Genomic DNA, 17,865 nt, shown 5'->3' on the forward strand with positions numbered 1-17,865 from the left:
TGACGATGAATACAGAGGCTCTGCTGGCTCCGGTCAGCGAGGACAATCCCGGCGGCGATAACCTGGAGTACCACGCTGATTTTCAGGCGATGGAGCAGGCCAGCGCCGGTAAAGCGGAGCAGCAGTTTGGCAATACTATCATTCCGGCAGAACCGGCCGACTGGAACAGAGTCGAGAAGCTGGCGATAGCGCTGCTGGCGCGCAGCAAAGATTTGCGGGTAATGCTGGCGCTGACCCACGCCTGGACCGAACTGAAAGGGCTGCCGGGCTATGCCCAGGGCCTGAAGCTGATTGAACAGGCGTTGTTGCTCTACTGGGAGCCGCTGTGGCCCCGGCTGGAGGAGTTCGGCGAGCAGGATCCCTTCTACCGCATTAATGCGCTGGCGTTGCTGGGTGACAAAACTGATCTGAGCGGCGCGGTGCGTCAGTGCTGGCTGCTGCGCTATCCCTCTGACGGCATCACGCTGCGCGATGCGGCCGCCCTGTGCGACGGCAGTAAAACCGAAGTCGCGGACTATCCTGGCGGCCTGCCGCGTCTGATCGACGAACTGGCGCGCGGCGACCAGCCCGGTATTGAGGCGGTGCTGCAGATTCATGAGCGGCTGCAGACCATCTGCGAAACCGTGACCGAACGACTGGGCGAAGCCGCGGTGCCGGAACTCACACAGCTGCGCAGACAGATTGCGCTGATCGCTGAACGTTGCCAGGCCACAGATATCAATGCGCTGATCCCCACAGCCGCCGTGGAACAGCCCGCAGAAACCGCGGCATCGCCTGCACCGGCCAACCCGCGCGCTGCCGCTGACTGGCGCACGGTGCAGATCAGTTCCCGCGCCGACGCGCAGCTGATGCTGGAGAAAGTGAAGCTCTACTTCACCCAGCATGAGCCGAGTCATCCGGCCCCACTGATGATCGACCGTGTACAGCGCTTAATCGAGCGCGACTTTCTGGAGATCATCCGCGAACTGGCACCCGACGGCGTACATCAGCTGGAAACCATTTTCGGACGTCGCGATTAAGCAGGCGTGACGCACACACACTCAGCGGGACCTGCGCGCCTGCTGTGACACTTTATCCGCGCATCATGTATGGAGAAAACCATGGCAACAAGCAAATCCAGTGGGCAGAAGTTCATTGCCCGCAATCGCGCGCCTCGCGTTCAGATTGAATATGACGTGGAAATTTATGGCGCGGAACGCAAAATCCAGCTCCCGTTTGTAATGGGCGTGCTGGCGGATCTGGTGGGTAAACCGCTGGAGCCACAGCCAGGCATTGATGACCGTAAATTCATGGAAATCGACATCGACAACTTCGATGAGCGCATGAAAGCACTGAAGCCGCGCGCCGCGTTCCAGGTAGACAATACCCTGAATGGCGAAGGCAAGCTGAACATCGATCTGACCTTTGACAGCATGGATGACTTTTCGCCGGACGCGGTGGCCCGCAACGTGGAGCCGCTGAGCAAGCTGCTGGAAGCGCGTACCCAGTTGGCGAACCTGCTGACCTATATGGATGGCAAAAACGGCGCGGAAGAGCTGATTGGTAAGGTGCTGCAGGATCCTACGCTGCTGCAGGCCCTGACCCATCTGCCAAAGCAGGATGAGGCCACTGAAGGTAAGGAGCCGCAGGCATGACGCAGACTTCACAACAACCGCAGTCGCAGGGCGCAGCCAGTTTCAGTCAGGATGAGTTCAGCGCGCTGCTGAATAAAGAGTTCCGGCCAAAAAGCGATCAGGCGCGTGCCGCGGTCGAAAGCGCGGTGAAAACCCTGGCACAGCAGGCGCTGGAGAACACCGTTACCGTCTCCAGCGATGCCTATCGCACCATTCAGGCGCTGATCGCGGAGATCGACGAAAAGCTGTCGCAGCAGGTGAACCAGATTATTCACCATCCGGAGTTTCAGTCGCTGGAAAGCGCCTGGCGCGGCCTGAGCTATCTGGTGAACAACACTGAAACTGACGAGATGCTCAAAATCCGCTTTATGAGCATCTCCAAGCAGGAGCTGGGTCGCACTCTGAAGCGTTACAAGGGTGCCGGCTGGGATCAGAGTCCGCTGTTCAAGAAAATTTATGAGCAGGAGTATGGTCAGTTCGGCGGCGAGCCGTTTGGCTGCCTGGTGGGCGACTACTACTTCGACCACAGCCCGCAGGATGTTGAGCTGCTGGGTGAGATGGCGCGTATCGGCTCAGCCGCGCACTGTCCGTTTATCACCGGCACCGCGCCCGAAGTGATGCAGATGGAGTCCTGGCAGGAGCTGGCGAATCCACGCGATCTCACCAAAATCTTCCAGAACACCGAGTATGCTGCCTGGCGCAGCCTGCGTGAGTCGGAAGATGCACGCTATCTGGGCCTTGTGATGCCGCGCTTCCTGGCGCGTCTGCCTTACGGCATCCGTACCAACCCGGTCGACAGCTTTGACTTTGAAGAGCAGACCGATGGTTCCGATCATGGCAACTATACGTGGAGCAATGCGGCTTACGCGATGGCCGCCAACATCAACCGCTCCTTCAAAGAGTATGGCTGGTGCACCGCAATACGCGGCGTGGAGTCGGGTGGGGCAGTGGAAAATCTGCCGTGCCACACCTTTCCGAGCGATGACGGCGGCGTGGATATGAAGTGCCCGACCGAAATCGCCATCAGCGATCGTCGTGAAGCCGAACTGGCGAAAAATGGCTTTATGCCGCTGGTGCATCGTAAAAACTCTGACTTCGCTGCCTTTATTGGTGCGCAGTCACTGCAGAAGCCGATGGAGTATCACGACGCCGATGCCACCGCCAATGCCCGTCTGGCCGCGCGTCTTCCTTACCTGTTCGCCTGCTGCCGTTTTGCGCACTACCTGAAGTGCATCGTGCGCGACAAGATCGGCTCCTTCCGTGAGCGTGATGAAATGGAACGCTGGCTGAACGACTGGGTGATGAACTATGTCGATGGCGATCCGGCTAACTCCTCGCAGGAAACCAAGTCTCGCAAGCCGCTGGCGGCTGCCGAGGTGAATGTGGAAGAGCAGGAGGATAATCCTGGCTATTACTCCGCGAAATTCTTCCTGCGTCCGCACTACCAGCTGGAAGGGCTGACGGTTTCTCTGCGTCTGGTCTCTAAGCTGCCGTCGCTGAAAAATGATAATGCGTAAGGGCTGAAAGGGAGGCGTGATGCCGGGAATGACCTGGCATCATTCATCCTCTGAATTACAGGTTTATCAGGCGTGTAAGGTTTTTGCGCCTGATGGCTGACAGAAAGGTTGCTGAGATAAATGTCAGGGAGGATGACAGGATGGTTAAAAAGTCAGCTTTGCACCTGCTGCATTATCTTCTGGTATTTATTTCTTCTCTTATTTTAATAACCTGTGCAGGTTCTTAGCTTTTCTCACTGGAGTATTGTAGTGCGAGGAAAGATTGTTAACGCAGTTCTGGTTAATGTTTCTATGGATGGCGTCAATATCGCTTTATGCCGTAGCAGAAAAGTTGAAGCAAATTAATTAACCGGCTTTCTGCGCGCTATTTTAATTAAAATAAAAACAAAGGCCAGGCAGACAGCGGTAAAGAGAATTTTACCGGCAATGAGACCGGAAGAAGAGAGAGTGAATTCTTCATAGCGAGCAACCAGATATATCGAACCAATAATATCAGCGATGGCGTAAAGAGAGAGCAGCGACAACACGACTATCAGGAAAAGTGAGATGATCTTTTTCATGTTCATTCCTTCTGTGAACTTTTTAAGCGCCTGCCTACTATAAACTATCGGCCAGGATTATGTCTATGAAATGACCACCTGAAAGCGCGAGATGCAGCAGGGTATCAGGTTATCGATGTTGGCCTCGCCATGAAAAACGCATACTGATTTTTGCCTGGTTAAATAACTGGCAATACGACGTCTGAAATATGGTTTATGACGATATTTCAGAAGCAAGGCAAAGGTAAAATATGGACTGTTTTATTCAGCCCCATGCTTTTCTTTTTGCCATATCCTTGCTTTTTTTGAAAGCAATAATCTCAACCAATAAAGAGTGAAAGATAATGGCTATTGATATGTTTATGAAGGTTGACGGAGTCACCGGCGAGTCTAAAGACTCTAACCACTCTGGCTGGACTGATATCACCTCTTTCTCATGGGGTGCTTCTCAGCCGGGTAATATGTCTGTTGGCGGCGGCGGCGGCGCCGGTAAGGTTAACTTCAACGACCTGCACGTCAATGCACTGATCGACAAATCCACCACGGCGTTGCTGAAGAACTGCGCAAGCGGTAAACACCTCGCTAAAGTTGAACTCTCAATCTGTAAAGCAGGTGGCTCTCAGGTTGAGTATGCACGCATTACCCTGGAAGACGTTCTGGTGACCGCTGTGAATTACAATGGCTCCGACAACGGCGACACCCTGGGAATGACCTACTCCTTCCAGGCTTCTAAAGTGAAGCAGCAGTACTGGGAGCAGAGTTCTTCCGGCGGCAAAGGCGCAGAGAGCAGCGCCGGCTGGGACATCAAAGGCAACAAAGAAGCGTAATGTTTTATAGCCGCCTCCCCTTCGGGGGAGGCTTTAAAAGGAGTTCTGCTATGGCACATTTGAGACCTCAGTTTTCGGCCGCCTGGAATCGCTTCTCTGAAGTCAATGTTGGAGTAGAGAAGGTGGGGGAAATACTGGGTGGAAAAGTAGAGGCGAATATCACCGCCGGAATTTTCGAGAATGCCTGCCCAATAAGAATGAGCTATGTTCTTAATTACACTGGTGTTCCTGTTCCCGCAAACAGCCGTTATGCGACCGTAACGGGTAAAGACAAAAAGCGTTATATGTTTCGCGTCAACGATATGATGGACTTTTTAGTCGGTGCGTTTGGTCAGCCAGACCTGACTGTGACCTCACCAAAACCCGGCTCATTTAACGGTAAACAGGGGATTATTGTGTTTCAGGGGAGTGGCTGGAGCAATGCCCGTGGGCACGTGACACTCTGGAACGGCAATATCTGCTCTGATACCTGTCACTTCCTGGGTGGCGCAGAAAATGGTAGTTTTGTTCCTGATGTTGCCTCCTTGTGGATACTGAAATGAAAAAATTCCTGATGTTATTTGCTCTGACTTTATCTCCTGCGGCGCTGGCGATAACGCCACCGGCGCCAGACTCCTTTAAGCAACCGGAGATTTTCAGCAACTGGCTTCTGAACCGTTGTGCAGGAAAAGCTGCGACTGACAAGGCTTTCACCGATGATGCATTTAAAAGCGCGTCAGCCTGGTTAGAGGTAAGTCATCTCCCTGTTGAAGCATTCAGTGATGGTGATAAGTTAATCAATGAGTATCTGAAGATGAACCTGACTGGCTCGGTCACAGGAAACTTCAATATGATGAAATGCACGTTGCTTTCCCAAAGTCAGGATGCCGAGGCGCTCTACAATAAGTATAAGAAATAGCGTTTATTTTTAGGGGAATTAAAAGTTGATGCAGCGCTAAACATCAGCAGCGAATTTACAAAAGAGAATATGTTTAGTTAAATGAAGCCGATAATTAAACCTGAAGTTGAGCAGTATAATGTAAATTACTCTTATACGGAACTTGCCACATGATGAAGAAAGTAAGTCATTTGATTATGATAGTGCTTTTAGTTTCACCTTCATTTGTTTTGGCGAAGTCAGTTTCACACTTTGAAGGAAAAATATTCAAAGCGGATATTGAATATGATTGTGATGAAGGTAACGTCACCTGTGATGATGTTTCGCTTAAGTCAACCAGAGTAAAAGACAATTCATCGATATTTCTTAAAGGTGAAACGATAAATTCAAATTGTCCTGACGTCTGCGACTTCCGGGGTTATCGCTTTACCAACGGACAGTATGATTATTCTTTTTATCCAAGCCAGAAGGGCAACGGCCTCTGGGATTATATCGTAACCTTTAAAAGTAAAGTTATTGCTCGGGATTTTGGGGTGATTAAATAACATCGTTTATAAAAATTACTGCATATTGAGTCTGCACTTGTTCTCAGACATAGGTGTGTTATTACATGTGAGATTTTTAATGAGAACTTATTTTTCTTTGTTGCTGTGCGTCACAGTTTTTTATGTTTCCCCCGTCTTCGCAACCAGTGATTGTTCAAGCGGAAATAATGACCAGGAAGTTCATACCTGCACCCAGAAAAACAGGAACGAAACTGAGCTTGATTTAAACAAAGAATATAAGCTGGCTAAGACCAGAGTTGAAACGCTTTTTAAAGGTGACAACAAAGAGTTAAGCCAGTATATGGATGCGTTGACTGAAGCTCAACGAGCCTGGCTGAAGTATAGAGAGAATGATTGTAAACTGGCTTCTTATGCTGCAGATAAGGGAAGTGATTTAAGTAACGCTAATATTAATATGTGTACTTCTGAACTTAACGAGCAAAGAATTAAAAAACTTAAGTTAATTCCTTATCATTGATGGTACAGACTGCTGAGAAATATATGAAGAGACTGCATAAATTGGCTTTAATCACTGTGTCTCTTTGCATCAGCGCTTCAGCGCTCGCTGAAGATACCTGTGCAAAACAGCCTTCAGACGGTGCGCTATTTCAGTGTACTGTTCAGCAGAAGAAGCTGGCGGAAGATGACCTCAACAAAGAATACCAGACGGCTAAAAAACGCATTGTAAAGATGTACGGAACGCAGAAAAAACTGGCTGATGACTATGTCACCACGCTGGTGGATACCCAGCGTAACTGGCTGAAGTATCGTGATGGTCAGTGCAAGCTGGAAGCTTTTGCCGCTGAAGAAGGCAGCAATGCGAATGCGGTTGCCACCAACCTCTGTGTTATCCGCATCGACAAAGAACGTACTGCTATTCTGAAGCAACTGCCTTACTGATTATGTCGTCGTGCTCAGGGTTTACAGGCTGGGCACGACATTCTCTATGAATATCACTCTCTGCATTACGCTGTAATCCCGTTTTTTCAATACCGGTAAATAATTCTGTATAAATGATATTTCAGCAGAGTGGTTTCTGGTGATTGTAATGCAATCATCTTTGCAACTATTTTGATGTTTACCCTGTATGTTAATTAAAGATAAGCCGTTAACGCAGCTTCATCTTCTTAAATAAATATAATTTTTCTCTGTTTAAAGGATTGAATTAATACAGTGGCAGAGTATTTAAATAGACAACTCCCAAAATTAAATCCCCCCGCTCTCTATACCCCGCGCCTTTCCTTGAGAGGTGCGCGGTATAGATGCCGAACCGCTAACCGCAGGAATCCGTTATGCGCTTTACGATAATAACGACTAAACCCGGCCAACAGCCGCCGCAAACTCATTGTGATTTCTTTCCGCCTGGCGGCACCATTGGTCGTGGTGTGGATAATAATCTGGTGCTGCCGGATGACGATCGCACACTCTCCCGCCTGCAGGCGATTGTGCACATCACGGCAAATGGCGAATGTCGCCTGACCAACCGTGGCAATGTGACGCGCGTGTTACTCAACGATATTCCGCTGGAACGCGGACGTCAGGTTGAGCTGCAGGATGGAGACATACTGGGCATCGATGATTACCAATTGCTGGTCAGCGATCTCAACAGTGCACAGCAACCGCAGAGTGAAAGAGCTGTTCCGCGTCCTGAGCCGGTGCAGCCCGTAGCACCCGCTCGCGAACCGGCAGCGGAAAAAGCCAGCACCACCGCCGCCATTCCCAGCGAAATCTGGGACAGCCTGGCGAAAGAGTTTTCGATTTCGGACGATCTCTCTAAACGCAAAGCTGCGCCAGAGATGCCTGAGGCCCATCCGCTGACTGCGCCCGCTCGTCCTGATCGTAATCCGGAAGATCCGCTGGCTCAGCTGATTAACGATGCACCGCTGGATTATGGTCAGCAGCCAAAAAACAGCAGCCTGTTTGATGAAGGCGATGCGCTGTTCGGGCAGCAGAGTATTTTTGACGACCGGACGCCAAGCACGCTGTCTGCTCAGCAAAACACGGCGCCACCGCAGGCTGAAACGCCTGCCGCTGAACTTGATCCGCTGAGCCTGTTTGACGGCGAGAGCAGCACGGATGTGCGCAACCATGATGATCCGCTGGGTCTGATGATGGGCAACGCGGTGCCGCTGGCGCAGCCGGAGCTGACGACGCCGAAACCGGCCACGTTGCATGTGCCACCTCAACCGGTGGCAAAAAATGAGCCGATGGCCGCACGTCCATCGCAGCAGGATCCCGCCAGCCTGACCGACACCGACCACTCACCGCTGTTCAGCTTCGACGAATCACAGCATGAGACTCACAGCCAGCCTCATCCTGAGGCACAGCAGCAGACGCCGCTGATTGACGAGGAACTGCCCGGCCAGTCTGACGCGGTGAATCCACAGATCGATTACGGCGGAATTACGCTGCCCACGCCGCAGGCGGTACAGCGTACGCCATCCCCGACGCCGAAAGGGCGGTTGCGCATCGATCCCGTAGCTTCCGGTCGCCATCATGCCGCCGCTGCGCACCCGACGACACCCAGCGAAAGCAGCGGTGATGCCCTAAAGGGCGAACTACTGGATGCGTTGCTGGAGGGAATGGGTCTGCGCGACCTGCAGCCGACGCCGCAATTTGACCGTGAGCAGATGCTGCAATTCGGGCAGATGCTGAGCATGTTTTCGCAGGGTACGGTGGCGCTACTCTCTTCGCGTTCGATCCTCAAGCGCGGGGTGAAGGCAGACATGACGGTGATCCTCGACGACGCCAATAACCCGTTCAAGCTACTGCCTTCGGGCAAAACCGTCTTAATGCAGATGTTTGGCAGCCGGATGCCGGGCTTTATGCCGCCGCGTCAGGCAGTGCGTGATGCGCTGATCGATCTGCAGGCGCACCAGCTGGGCATGATCGCCGGTATCCGCGCCATCATCGCCTCAATGCTGCAATCCTTTAACCCGGAGCAGCTGGAGGAGGAAGCGCGTCAGGCGGGATCGGTGTCACGTATCGGCCTGCCGGGCAGCCGTAAAGCGGCGCTCTGGGAGCATTTTGTTGAGCGCTACGGCGAGACGGCGGGCGAGATCGAAGACGATTTCCACACCCTGTTCGGCGAAGCGTTCCTGCACGCCTATGACCTGGAAGTTAATCAGTACAAAGACTCACAAACCCACACGGATGACGCATGAATATCACTATTGCCTCGACGTCGAATCAGGGCGATCGCGCCAGTAACCAGGATCAGATCGGTGATGTCATCGGTAAGCGCTCGGCCTGCTTTGTGGTCTGCGACGGTGTGGCCGGATTTCCCGGCGGGGACATCGCGGCATCGATTGCCCGCAGCAGCCTGCTGCAGGCGTTTGATGGCGATGCGCATCTCAATGCGCAGTCGATTCGTAACTACGTCAATCAGGCGAATCACGCCATCCGCCAGCAGCAGAAAGCCAGCAGCGAACACAGCCGGATGGGCACTACGCTGGTCAGCCTGTTTATTGACCGCGACTACCATCTGGCCTGCTGGGCCCATGCAGGCGACAGCCGCCTCTATCTGTTCCGTCGCGGCTATCTCTATCTGGTCACCACCGACCACAGCCTGGTGCAGCAGATGAAAGATGCCGGACATCGCACCGAAGGCATCAACAGCAATCTGCTCTATTTTGCGCTGGGGATGGGCGATGAGCAGCGCGACGCCAGCTACAGCGAGGTGGTCGGGATTGAAGATGGCGACGCCTTTTTACTCTGCACCGATGGTTTCTGGCACGGTGTGACGCTGGAACAGATGCAGCAGTCGCTGCACATGGTGAATACGCCGGAAGAGTGGCTGACGCTGATGCAGCAAATCATCAGGAACGATCAGCCGGATCAGGGGCAGCAGGATAATTTCAGCGCGCTGGCCGTCTGGATTGGATCACCTCAGGACACCACCTTGCTGCACTCGCTCTCTGAAGCGGCGCAGTTCTTCCCTCTGCGAGATTGAGAACGCCAACATGAAATATGGATTACTGGGTCTGGCTGCGCTGCTGCTCAGCACGCAGGCTTATGCTGAAAACTATCGCATCGTACAGTCCCCGGCACAGAAACTGGATGTCTGGATTGATGACGTAAAAAACAATCAGCTGTCGAGCTGGTGTAACAGCACCATTAACCTGCGCATCGTCACCCTGGGTGAAAAAAACGCCGCGGTGTTGAAAGATTTTCTGCCCCGCGTTGCCGGACTGATGGCGTCGCAGTGTAAACCGCTGCAACAGTTGCACTGGCAACTGACCGATGCGCAGGGGAGTGAAATTGCTACTGGCAGCGCCGCCCGTGCGCAGCAGTGGAAAACCGTGGTGACGCCGCCCGCGACGCAGCCGCTCCAGCCGACGGCTACGGCGGTCCCCGCAGACGCACTACGCAACGCCGCTCAGGCCGACACGTCGCCGTGGCTGCAATTCAGTCTGCTGGACGGCTGCCATTTCCGTACCTGGTGGCAGCACCCGGCACAGGGCAGCGCGCTGTTTGTTCCGGCAAATCAGGGGCTGATCTGTGGTTCGGATGGCTGGCTCAGCGGACACAGCCGACTGACGCAACAGGGTAACGGCGCACCAGCGGCAGTCGGCGTGACCTTCCTGCAGGGTTTTCCGGTGATGGGGTTGAGCAATCAGTCGCCCACTGCCGAACTGCACATCACCACGGTCAACAGTGAACGCATGGTGCTGAGCAATGAAAAATCCCCGGACAGCTGGCTGATTCTGCCGTTCAGCAACCGCTTTAACGGCTGGCAGGCAACGCGTCAGGTGGTGGTGCAGATGCCCGTCAGCGAAGCCGCCGATCAGAGTGCGCTGCAGGCGCGTCTGCAGGAAGTCCGTAAAGTCTGGTCGCCGTGGATCAGTGGCGATGCCGCACTGAGCGTGCAGCTGGTGGAAAAACTCCATCCTGAACTGAAAGATCCCGCCGCTGCGGTCTACCGCACTCTTAACTGACGCAAAAGGAGTTTGCATGGAATCCTTACAACACCGTCTGGCCAGCGCCACCCTCGGCGAGACGCTCGCTGACGTGACCCGCCAGATTCAGGCAAATCCGGCGAATGCTGACCTGCGGGCCGCCTTTGTGCAGCTGCTCTGTCTTTCAGGCAACTGGGCGCGCGCGCAGACGCAGCTGCAATCCTGGCTGGCGTTAAGCCCGCAGGCGCAACCGACAGTTAATCTGCTGCAACAGGCGATCGCCGGTGAGCTGCAGCGTGACGCGGTGTTGCGTGGCCAGGCCGACCCGGTGCTGCCGGGCAGCGCCTGGCACTGGTGCGACACGCTGCTGGCCGCCTTGCAGGCCGAAACCGCGGGTGATGTCGCGCGCGGCAGCACGCTGCGGGCTGAAGCGCTTGAGCTCGCGGCGGCCAATCCCGGCACCGCAACGCAGCAGGATCAGCCCACCGCATTCAGCTGGCTGATGGATGGCGACAGCCGTTTCGGGCCAGTGTGTGAAGTCATCAGTCAGGGCCGTTATTACTGGATCCCGTTTGCCGCCATTCGTGAGATGCAGTTTCAGGCACCCGCCAGCGTCACCGATCTGGTGTGGCGTCACACGCGTGTGCAGCTGGTTGATGGCAGTGAGCAGGTGTGCCAGATCCCGGCGCGCTATCCGCTGCTGGCGGCATCTGACGAACGTTTTCTGCGCGCCAGCGTCACCGAATGGCAGCCGCTGGGTGAGGATCCGGACCAGTTTATCGGCCAGGGACAAAAAATGTGGCTCAGCGACAGCGCGGAATTCTCGCTGCTGAGCCTGCTGCAGGTCGCGTTTGACAGCGTTGAGTCCGCCGATGAGCCATGATTCAGGCGCGCAAAACGACGGCTATGCCCAGCTGCATGGCGGCTTTCGCGCGCGTAAAAAACGTGATGCGTTAACCGCCCGCGACAAGCTGCAATCCTCGCTGCTGGATCGCCTGACCGACAACGCGCCGGATAAACAGCAGGAAGCGGACAACAGCATGCTGATCACTCACAGCACGCTGCGCCGTCACGTACTGCGCGATCTGCAGTGGCTGTTCAACACCATCAACAATGAAGCGCAGCAGGATCTCAGCGGCTTTGACCAGGTGCAGCGCTCTGTCTGGAACTTCGGTGTGGCACCGCTGGCCGGGCAGAACGTCTCCGATATCGAATGGCAGGATATGCAGCGCAAAATGACCAACGCCATTCTGCACTTCGAGCCGCGCATCCTGCCGCAGGGTTTACAGGTGCGCTGCGTCAGCGATCTCGGCTCGCTCAGCCTGCACAACGTGCTGTCGATTGAGATCAAAGGGCGGCTCTGGTGCGTGCCTTATCCGCTGGCGTTTCTGTTCCGCACTCAGGTTGATCTGGAGAGCGGCCATTTCGAACTACAGGATGCAGGGTAATCATGGACAGCAATCTGCTCGACTATTACAACCGTGAACTGGCCTACCTGCGTGAGATGGGGGCCGAGTTCGCTGCGCGCTACCCTAAAGTGGCAGGACGTCTTGGCATGCGCGGCATTGACGTGGCGGACCCTTATGTCGAGCGGCTGATGGAAGGTTTTGCCTTCCTGACGTCGCGCGTGCAGCTGAAGATGGATGCGGAGTTTCCGCGTTTCTCGCAGCGTCTGCTGGAGATGATTGCGCCATCCTATCTCTCGCCAACGCCGTCAATGGCGATCGCTCAGCTGACGCCGGACAGCCGCAAAGGCGACATCACCCAGGGCTTTCGCGTGCCGCGCGGCACCATGATGGAGAGCCAGAACCTGAAAAAAACCGGCGTGACCTGCAGCTATACCACCGCGCACGATGTGGTACTGCATCCGCTGCGCATCAGTGAAGCCAGTCTCGGCGGCGTGCCCGGCGATCTGCCCTCTGGCGAGCTGAAACTCGGCGGTCTGGGCGCGGTCAGTGCGCTGCGTATCCGCATCAGCTGCGAAGGGATCTCCTCGCTGAGTCAGCTTAGCGTGGACGATCTGATGCTGTTTCTCAGCGGCCCGGATATCCAGGCACTGAAACTGCTGGAGCTGCTGATGCAGCACCGGGTGGGCATCGTGCTGCAGTCGGTTGAGAAGCGGCCACAGCGTCAGGTGCTGACAGACGACGCGTTACAGCAGCAGGGCTTTGCGCCGGAGCAGGCGCTGCTGCCGGACGATCTGCGCAACTTCGACGGCTATCGTCTGTTGCAGGAGTATTTCGCCTTTCCGGCGCGCTTCCAGTTTATCAGTCTGAGCCAGTTGGCCCCGTTTCTGCGCCGCTGCGACAACGCCATGGCGTTCGACATCATCATTCTGCTCGATAAAGCGGACAGCGCACTGGAAAGCGTGGTCGATCACAGCCATCTGGCGTTGCACTGCACGCCTGTCATCAATCTGTTTCCGAAAACCGCCGAGCGCCTGAAGGTCAGCGACAGCCAGCATGAATATCACCTGGTGGTGGATAACATCCGGCCGCTGGATTATGAGGTGCACTCGGTGCAGCGGCTGTTCGCTACGGTAGAGGGCAAGCGCGAAGAGCAGGTTTTCCGTCCGTTCTGGAGCACCTTCAGCGGTGACCAGGGCGATTACGGCGCCTATTTTTCACTGCGCCGCGAACAGCGCACGCTGTCCGAGCAGGCGCAGCGCTACGGCACGCGCACGGGCTATATCGGTTCAGAAGTCTTTCTGTCGCTGGTGGATGAGCATCACGCGCCGTGGCACGACGAGGTGCGCTATCTCTCCGCTGACGTAATGTGTACCAGCCGCGATCTGCCGCTGATGCTGCAGCAGGATCAGGGTAACTTCGTGATGCCGGACTCCATTCCGGTATCGGAGCTGAAGCTGTGCAAAGGGCCGACGCCTCCGCGTCCGGCGCTGGCCGAGGGACTTTCCGCGTGGCGGCTGATCAGCCATCTGCAGATGAACTACCTCAGCCTGATGGACAGCAGCGACGGAGAAGGCGCGGCGGCGCTGCGCCAGCTGCTGAGCCTCTACGCCAACCTGGCGGAAGCGCCGGTCGCACGTCAGATTGACGGCATCCGCCACTGCACGCTCAGCGCGGTCAACCGCCGCGTGCCGGAGCCGGGCCCGGTGGTGTTTGCGCGCGGTGTCAGCATCACGCTGGAAGTGGATGAGCAGGCGTTTTCGGGTGCCAGCCCGTGGCTGTTCGGCAGCGTGCTGGAGCGGGTCTGTGGCCGCCTTGTGGCGCTCAACAGTTTCACGGAGTTCACCCTGAACAGCCAGCAGCGTGGAGAAGTGGGCTACTGGCCGCCGCGCATGGGCCGGAAAGCGCTGATATGAGTGGCGAAAAGGTGATTTCGCTGCCCCGGCTCACCCGTCTGCCGGATGATTTCTGGCAGCGGGTGATGGCCGCGCCGTGGCGCTACGATCTGTTCCAGCTGCTGCGGCGGCTGGATGCGCAGGGCGGTCAGCGCTATCCGCTGGGCCGTGCGCCGCTGCCGAAGTTCGAATCGGTGCGTATCGGTCAGACACCGTCACTGGCGTTTGCGCCCGCCACCGTCGCCAGCGCCACGCCGCGTGACGAGGCGGGACGTCATGAGCTCTCCATCTACAGCTTCGGGCTGTTTGGCCCCAACGGCCCGCTGCCGACCCATCTGACCGAATATGTGCATGAACGTATCGTGCATCATCAGGATCACAGCCTGTCGGCGTTTGCTGACCTGTTTCACCATCGCGCCACGCTGCTTTTTTATCGTGCCTGGGCCGATGCGCAGCCGACCGTGTCGCTGGATCGCCCCGACGACAGTCGCTTCCTGAACTATCTCGCCTGCCTGGCGGGCATCGGTTTACCGGCCCAGCAGCAGGCCAGCTCGCTCAGCCTCCATGCCCGGCTGATGCTGGTGGGCCATCTCAGCCGCCACGGCCACGATGCTGAAGGGCTGGTGCGCATTCTGCGCCACTACTTTGGCGTGCCGGTCAGGCTGACGCAGAACCTGCCGCACTGGCTGACGCTGGACAGCCGCGATCAGGCCCGACTGGGCGCGGGACGCCATATGCCCCGGCTGGGCGCTTCTGCGTTTCTCGGCGTGGCGGTGCGCGACGTGCAGCACCGTTTTCGCCTGCACCTGGGACCGCTCAGCGCTGCGCAGTATGCCCGTTTTCTGCCGGATGCCCCCGGCGCGCGTGAAGTACGCGACTGGGTGCGTCACTACCTCGGCATTGAAATGCAGTGGGATCTCAGCCTGATCCTGGCCGCTGACGAGGTACAGGGTGTGACGCTGGGTGGAACTGCCCGACTCGGCTATACCAGCTGGCTGGGGCTCGCGCCGCAGCCGCAAGATCGTGAAGATTTTATGTTTGAGGTTGAGGCTGCTTCGCGCTAGCCCAGCCGCTTTCCCTGTTACACAGCCTGCGTCTTTCATTGAAGAGAGCCCCCTATGTCAGAAATCAGCCGTGCCGTGCTATTCGGCAAACTGGATACGCTGTTATTTACCTCGCTGGAAAGCGCCACCGCCTTTTGCAAACTGCGCGGCAATCCCTATGTTGAGCTGGTGCACTGGCTGCATCAGCTGATGCAGCAGCAGGATGGCGACTTACAGCAGGTCATCACACATTTTTCACTGGATGAAAAGGCCCTGACTCAGGACATCGTTGCCGCGCTGGATCGCCTGCCACGCGGTGCCAGTGCGGTCTCCGACCTCTCCGAGCATATCGACAGCGCCGTTGAACGGGCGTGGGTTTACGCCTCGCTGAAATATGGCGCGACCCGCATTCGCGGCGGCCATCTGCTTATCGGCATGCTGAAAACCTTCAACCTGGCCAGCGTGCTGAAAGGCATCTCCGGTCAGTTCAGCCGCGTCAACGCCGATGCGCTGCTGGCGGAATTCGACACGCTGCTCGGCAATAGCAAAGAAGCGCAGCAGGCGCTGAGCGCACCGGCGGATGCTGGCGGCGCACCGCCCGCCGCCAGTGGCAGTACGCTGGCACAATATGCGCAGGACCTGACGGCGCGTGCCCGTGAAGGCCGCATTGATCCGGTAACCGGACGTGACGACGAAATCCGCCAGATGGTCGATATCCTGATGCGTCGCCGCCAGAACAACCCGCTGCTGACCGGCGAAGCGGGCGTCGGCAAAACCGCGGTGGTCGAAGGCCTCGCGCTGCGTATCGCGGCGGGCGATGTGCCTGCGCCGCTGCGCGATGTGCAGCTCTGGCTGCTGGACATCGGCATGCTGCAGGCGGGTGCCGGCATGAAAGGGGAGTTTGAAGCGCGACTGCAGGCGCTGATCAATGAGGTGCAGTCAAGCCCGACGCCGATTGTGCTGTTTGTTGATGAGATCCACACCCTGGTTGGCGCAGGCGGTCAGCAGGGCACCGGTGATGCCGCCAACCTGCTTAAACCGGCGCTGGCACGTGGACAGCTGCGCACCATCGGCGCGACCACCTGGGCGGAATACAAAAAGTACATTGAGAAAGATCCGGCGCTGACCCGTCGCTTCCAGACCGTGCAGGTGCAGGAGCCGGATGAAGCCAAAGCGATTCTGATGCTGCGCAGCACCGTCAGCGCGCTGGAGAAACATCATCGGGTGCTGTTGCTGGATGATGCGGTCAGTGCGGCGGTGAAACTGTCGCATCGCTACATTCCGGCGCGCCAGCTGCCTGACAAAGCGGTGGCGCTGCTGGATACCGCCTGCGCCCGCGTAGCGGTCAGCCAGGGCGCGCAGCCCGCGGCGCTGGAAGATTGTCTTCACCGTCTGGCGGCGCTGGAGATTGAAGCGGAGATCATCGAACGTGAAATCCGGGTGGGCCTGGGCGACGCCACCCGCCAGCAGGCGATTGCAGCGCAGCGCACTGCGCTGGAAGCCGAGCGGGAAGCGCTGCAACAGCGCTGGCTGCAGGAGCGCGAACTGGTCGAGACACTGATTGCGTTGCGCGCCCGCTGTGTGACAGAAGAGGATGCGGCGCTGCGTGAACAGCGTGATGCGACGCAGCAGCAGCTTACTGCGCTGCAGGGCGACACGCCGCTGCTGTTTGCCGCCGTCGATGCGGGCGTGGTGGCTGCCGTGGTGTCGGACTGGACCGGTATTCCGCTGGGCCGGATGGTGAAGAATGAGATCGACGCGGTGCTGAATCTGGCCGATACCCTGAACCAGCGGGTCATCGGCCAGCGTCACGGCCTGGATCTGATCGCCAGACGGGTACGCACCTCGCGCGCGCGCCTTGATAATCCCAACAAGCCGGTCGGCGTGTTTATGCTGTGCGGGCCTTCCGGTGTCGGCAAAACCGAAACCGCGCTGGCGCTGGCCGAGTCGCTGTACGGCGGCGAGCAGAACATCATCACCATCAACATGAGTGAGTTTCAGGAGGCGCACACCGTCTCGACGCTGAAAGGGGCACCGCCGGGCTACGTCGGCTACGGCGAGGGCGGCGTGCTGACCGAAGCCGTTCGCCGTCGCCCCTACAGCGTGGTGCTGCTGGATGAGATTGAGAAAGCCCATCCGGATGTGCATGAGCTCTTCTTCCAGGTATTTGATAAAGGCTGGATGGAGGATGGCGAAGGCCGGCACATCGATTTCCGCAACACCATCATCATTCTGACCTCCAATGTCGGCACGCAGTTAATCAGCGCGATGTGTGCCGATCCTGAACTGATGCCCGACCCCGACGCCCTGAGCACCGCGCTGCGTAAGCCGCTGCTGGAGGTGTTCCCGCCTGCGCTGCTGGGCCGTCTGCTGGTGGTGCCGTATTACCCGCTCAGCGACGCGATGCTGGCGGAGATTGTGCGGCTGCAGCTGGCGCGCATTGTGCGTCGTCTGGATGATAACCACGGCATTGAAGCGCAGATCGACGAGTCGGTGGTGAGCCAGATCGTGCAGCGCTGCACCGAGGTAGAGTCGGGCGGTCGCATGGTGGATGCCATCCTTACCAACACGCTGTTGCCACAGATGAGCCAGATCCTGCTGAGCGCCCACGCCCGTGATGAACGCTATCGCCGCGTCGATGTGCGTTGTGAGCAGGGTGAATTTGTCTGCCAGTTCGCGGTTTAAAGCCTGGCTATCAGAGAGTA

The 17,865-nt window shown here is 56.9% G+C and carries 18 protein-coding genes; 17 read left to right on the plus strand and 1 reads right to left on the minus strand.

Annotation, left to right across the window (positions count from 1 at the left end; genetic code table 11):
* Positions 1-5 precede the first annotated feature (5 nt).
* From tssA to tssC, 3 genes are all read left to right on the plus strand, one after another.
* Complete coding sequence (gene tssA, locus PAG01S_RS01525; RefSeq protein ID WP_010669900.1) at positions 6-1,019, plus strand: type VI secretion system protein TssA; 1,014 nt, start codon at positions 6-8, stop codon at positions 1,017-1,019.
* An 81-nt stretch (positions 1,020-1,100) separates the two neighbouring features.
* Positions 1,101-1,634 carry a type VI secretion system contractile sheath small subunit gene (gene tssB / locus PAG01S_RS01530; protein WP_010246114.1) on the plus strand — a complete coding sequence of 178 codons (534 nt, stop codon included), beginning with the start codon at positions 1,101-1,103 and terminating at the stop codon, positions 1,632-1,634.
* On the plus strand, positions 1,631-3,130 hold the full coding sequence (gene tssC / locus PAG01S_RS01535; RefSeq protein WP_010246111.1) for a type VI secretion system contractile sheath large subunit: 1,500 nt from the start codon (positions 1,631-1,633) through the stop codon (positions 3,128-3,130). Before tssB ends, tssC begins: the two co-directional genes overlap by 4 nt.
* Positions 3,131-3,471: 341 nt before the next feature.
* Here the strand turns inward: tssC and PAG01S_RS01540 are convergent, their stop codons facing one another.
* Entirely contained in the window at positions 3,472-3,690 is a 219-nt protein-coding gene (locus tag PAG01S_RS01540) for a hypothetical protein (RefSeq protein WP_031592955.1), read from the minus strand.
* A 323-nt stretch (positions 3,691-4,013) separates the two neighbouring features.
* On the opposite strand from PAG01S_RS01540, the gene PAG01S_RS01545 reads away from it, so the two are divergent.
* From PAG01S_RS01545 to tssH, 14 genes are all read left to right on the plus strand, one after another.
* The gene (locus PAG01S_RS01545; protein WP_031592956.1) at positions 4,014-4,496 is read left to right on the plus strand and encodes an Hcp family type VI secretion system effector; all 483 of its coding nucleotides are present in this window, start codon (positions 4,014-4,016) and stop codon (positions 4,494-4,496) included.
* Between the two features lie 50 nt (positions 4,497-4,546).
* Complete coding sequence (locus tag PAG01S_RS01550) at positions 4,547-5,038, plus strand: type VI secretion system amidase effector protein Tae4 (RefSeq protein ID WP_031592957.1); 492 nt, start codon at positions 4,547-4,549, stop codon at positions 5,036-5,038.
* On the plus strand, positions 5,035-5,394 hold the full coding sequence (locus tag PAG01S_RS01555; RefSeq protein WP_033766995.1) for a T6SS amidase immunity protein Tai4 family protein: 360 nt from the start codon (positions 5,035-5,037) through the stop codon (positions 5,392-5,394). Before PAG01S_RS01550 ends, PAG01S_RS01555 begins: the two co-directional genes overlap by 4 nt.
* A 149-nt stretch (positions 5,395-5,543) precedes the next feature.
* Positions 5,544-5,918, plus strand: a complete 375-nt coding sequence (locus PAG01S_RS01560) for a hypothetical protein (protein ID WP_062757458.1) — start codon at positions 5,544-5,546, stop codon at positions 5,916-5,918.
* Between the two features lie 79 nt (positions 5,919-5,997).
* Positions 5,998-6,396: a lysozyme inhibitor LprI family protein gene (locus tag PAG01S_RS01565; protein ID WP_060679995.1), complete on the plus strand. Its 399-nt coding sequence runs from the start codon at positions 5,998-6,000 to the stop codon at positions 6,394-6,396.
* Between the two features lie 41 nt (positions 6,397-6,437).
* Positions 6,438-6,818, plus strand: a complete 381-nt coding sequence (locus tag PAG01S_RS01570) for a lysozyme inhibitor LprI family protein (RefSeq protein WP_245006262.1) — start codon at positions 6,438-6,440, stop codon at positions 6,816-6,818.
* 392 nt (positions 6,819-7,210) lie between these two features.
* Positions 7,211-9,082, plus strand: a complete 1,872-nt coding sequence (gene tagH, locus PAG01S_RS01575; protein ID WP_062757460.1) for a type VI secretion system-associated FHA domain protein TagH — start codon at positions 7,211-7,213, stop codon at positions 9,080-9,082.
* Positions 9,079-9,870: a PP2C family protein-serine/threonine phosphatase gene (locus PAG01S_RS01580; protein ID WP_033779365.1), complete on the plus strand. Its 792-nt coding sequence runs from the start codon at positions 9,079-9,081 to the stop codon at positions 9,868-9,870. The genes tagH and PAG01S_RS01580 overlap by 4 nt, the downstream gene beginning before the upstream one ends.
* Positions 9,871-9,880: 10 nt before the next feature.
* Positions 9,881-10,855: a hypothetical protein gene (locus tag PAG01S_RS01585; protein ID WP_062757462.1), complete on the plus strand. Its 975-nt coding sequence runs from the start codon at positions 9,881-9,883 to the stop codon at positions 10,853-10,855.
* A gap of 16 nt (positions 10,856-10,871) precedes the next feature.
* Entirely contained in the window at positions 10,872-11,699 is an 828-nt protein-coding gene (locus tag PAG01S_RS01590; RefSeq protein WP_062757464.1) for a type VI secretion system accessory protein TagJ, read from the plus strand.
* A complete protein-coding gene (tssE, locus tag PAG01S_RS01595; protein ID WP_010246069.1) occupies positions 11,689-12,264 on the plus strand; it encodes a type VI secretion system baseplate subunit TssE in 576 nt (191 codons plus the stop codon). Before PAG01S_RS01590 ends, tssE begins: the two co-directional genes overlap by 11 nt.
* A gap of 2 nt (positions 12,265-12,266) precedes the next feature.
* Entirely contained in the window at positions 12,267-14,138 is a 1,872-nt protein-coding gene (tssF, locus tag PAG01S_RS01600) for a type VI secretion system baseplate subunit TssF (protein ID WP_010669908.1), read from the plus strand.
* Positions 14,135-15,181 (plus strand): type VI secretion system baseplate subunit TssG, encoded by a 1,047-nt coding sequence (gene tssG / locus PAG01S_RS01605; RefSeq protein WP_033767010.1) that lies wholly within the window; start codon positions 14,135-14,137, stop codon positions 15,179-15,181. The genes tssF and tssG overlap by 4 nt, the downstream gene beginning before the upstream one ends.
* A 54-nt stretch (positions 15,182-15,235) precedes the next feature.
* Positions 15,236-17,845: a type VI secretion system ATPase TssH gene (gene tssH / locus PAG01S_RS01610; protein WP_062757466.1), complete on the plus strand. Its 2,610-nt coding sequence runs from the start codon at positions 15,236-15,238 to the stop codon at positions 17,843-17,845.
* The last annotated feature ends 20 nt before the right edge of the window (positions 17,846-17,865 follow it).

Origin of the sequence: Pantoea agglomerans NBRC 102470, from assembly GCF_001598475.1 — a bacterium.
In the GTDB taxonomy this organism is placed as follows: Bacteria; Pseudomonadota; Gammaproteobacteria; order Enterobacterales; family Enterobacteriaceae; genus Pantoea; species Pantoea agglomerans.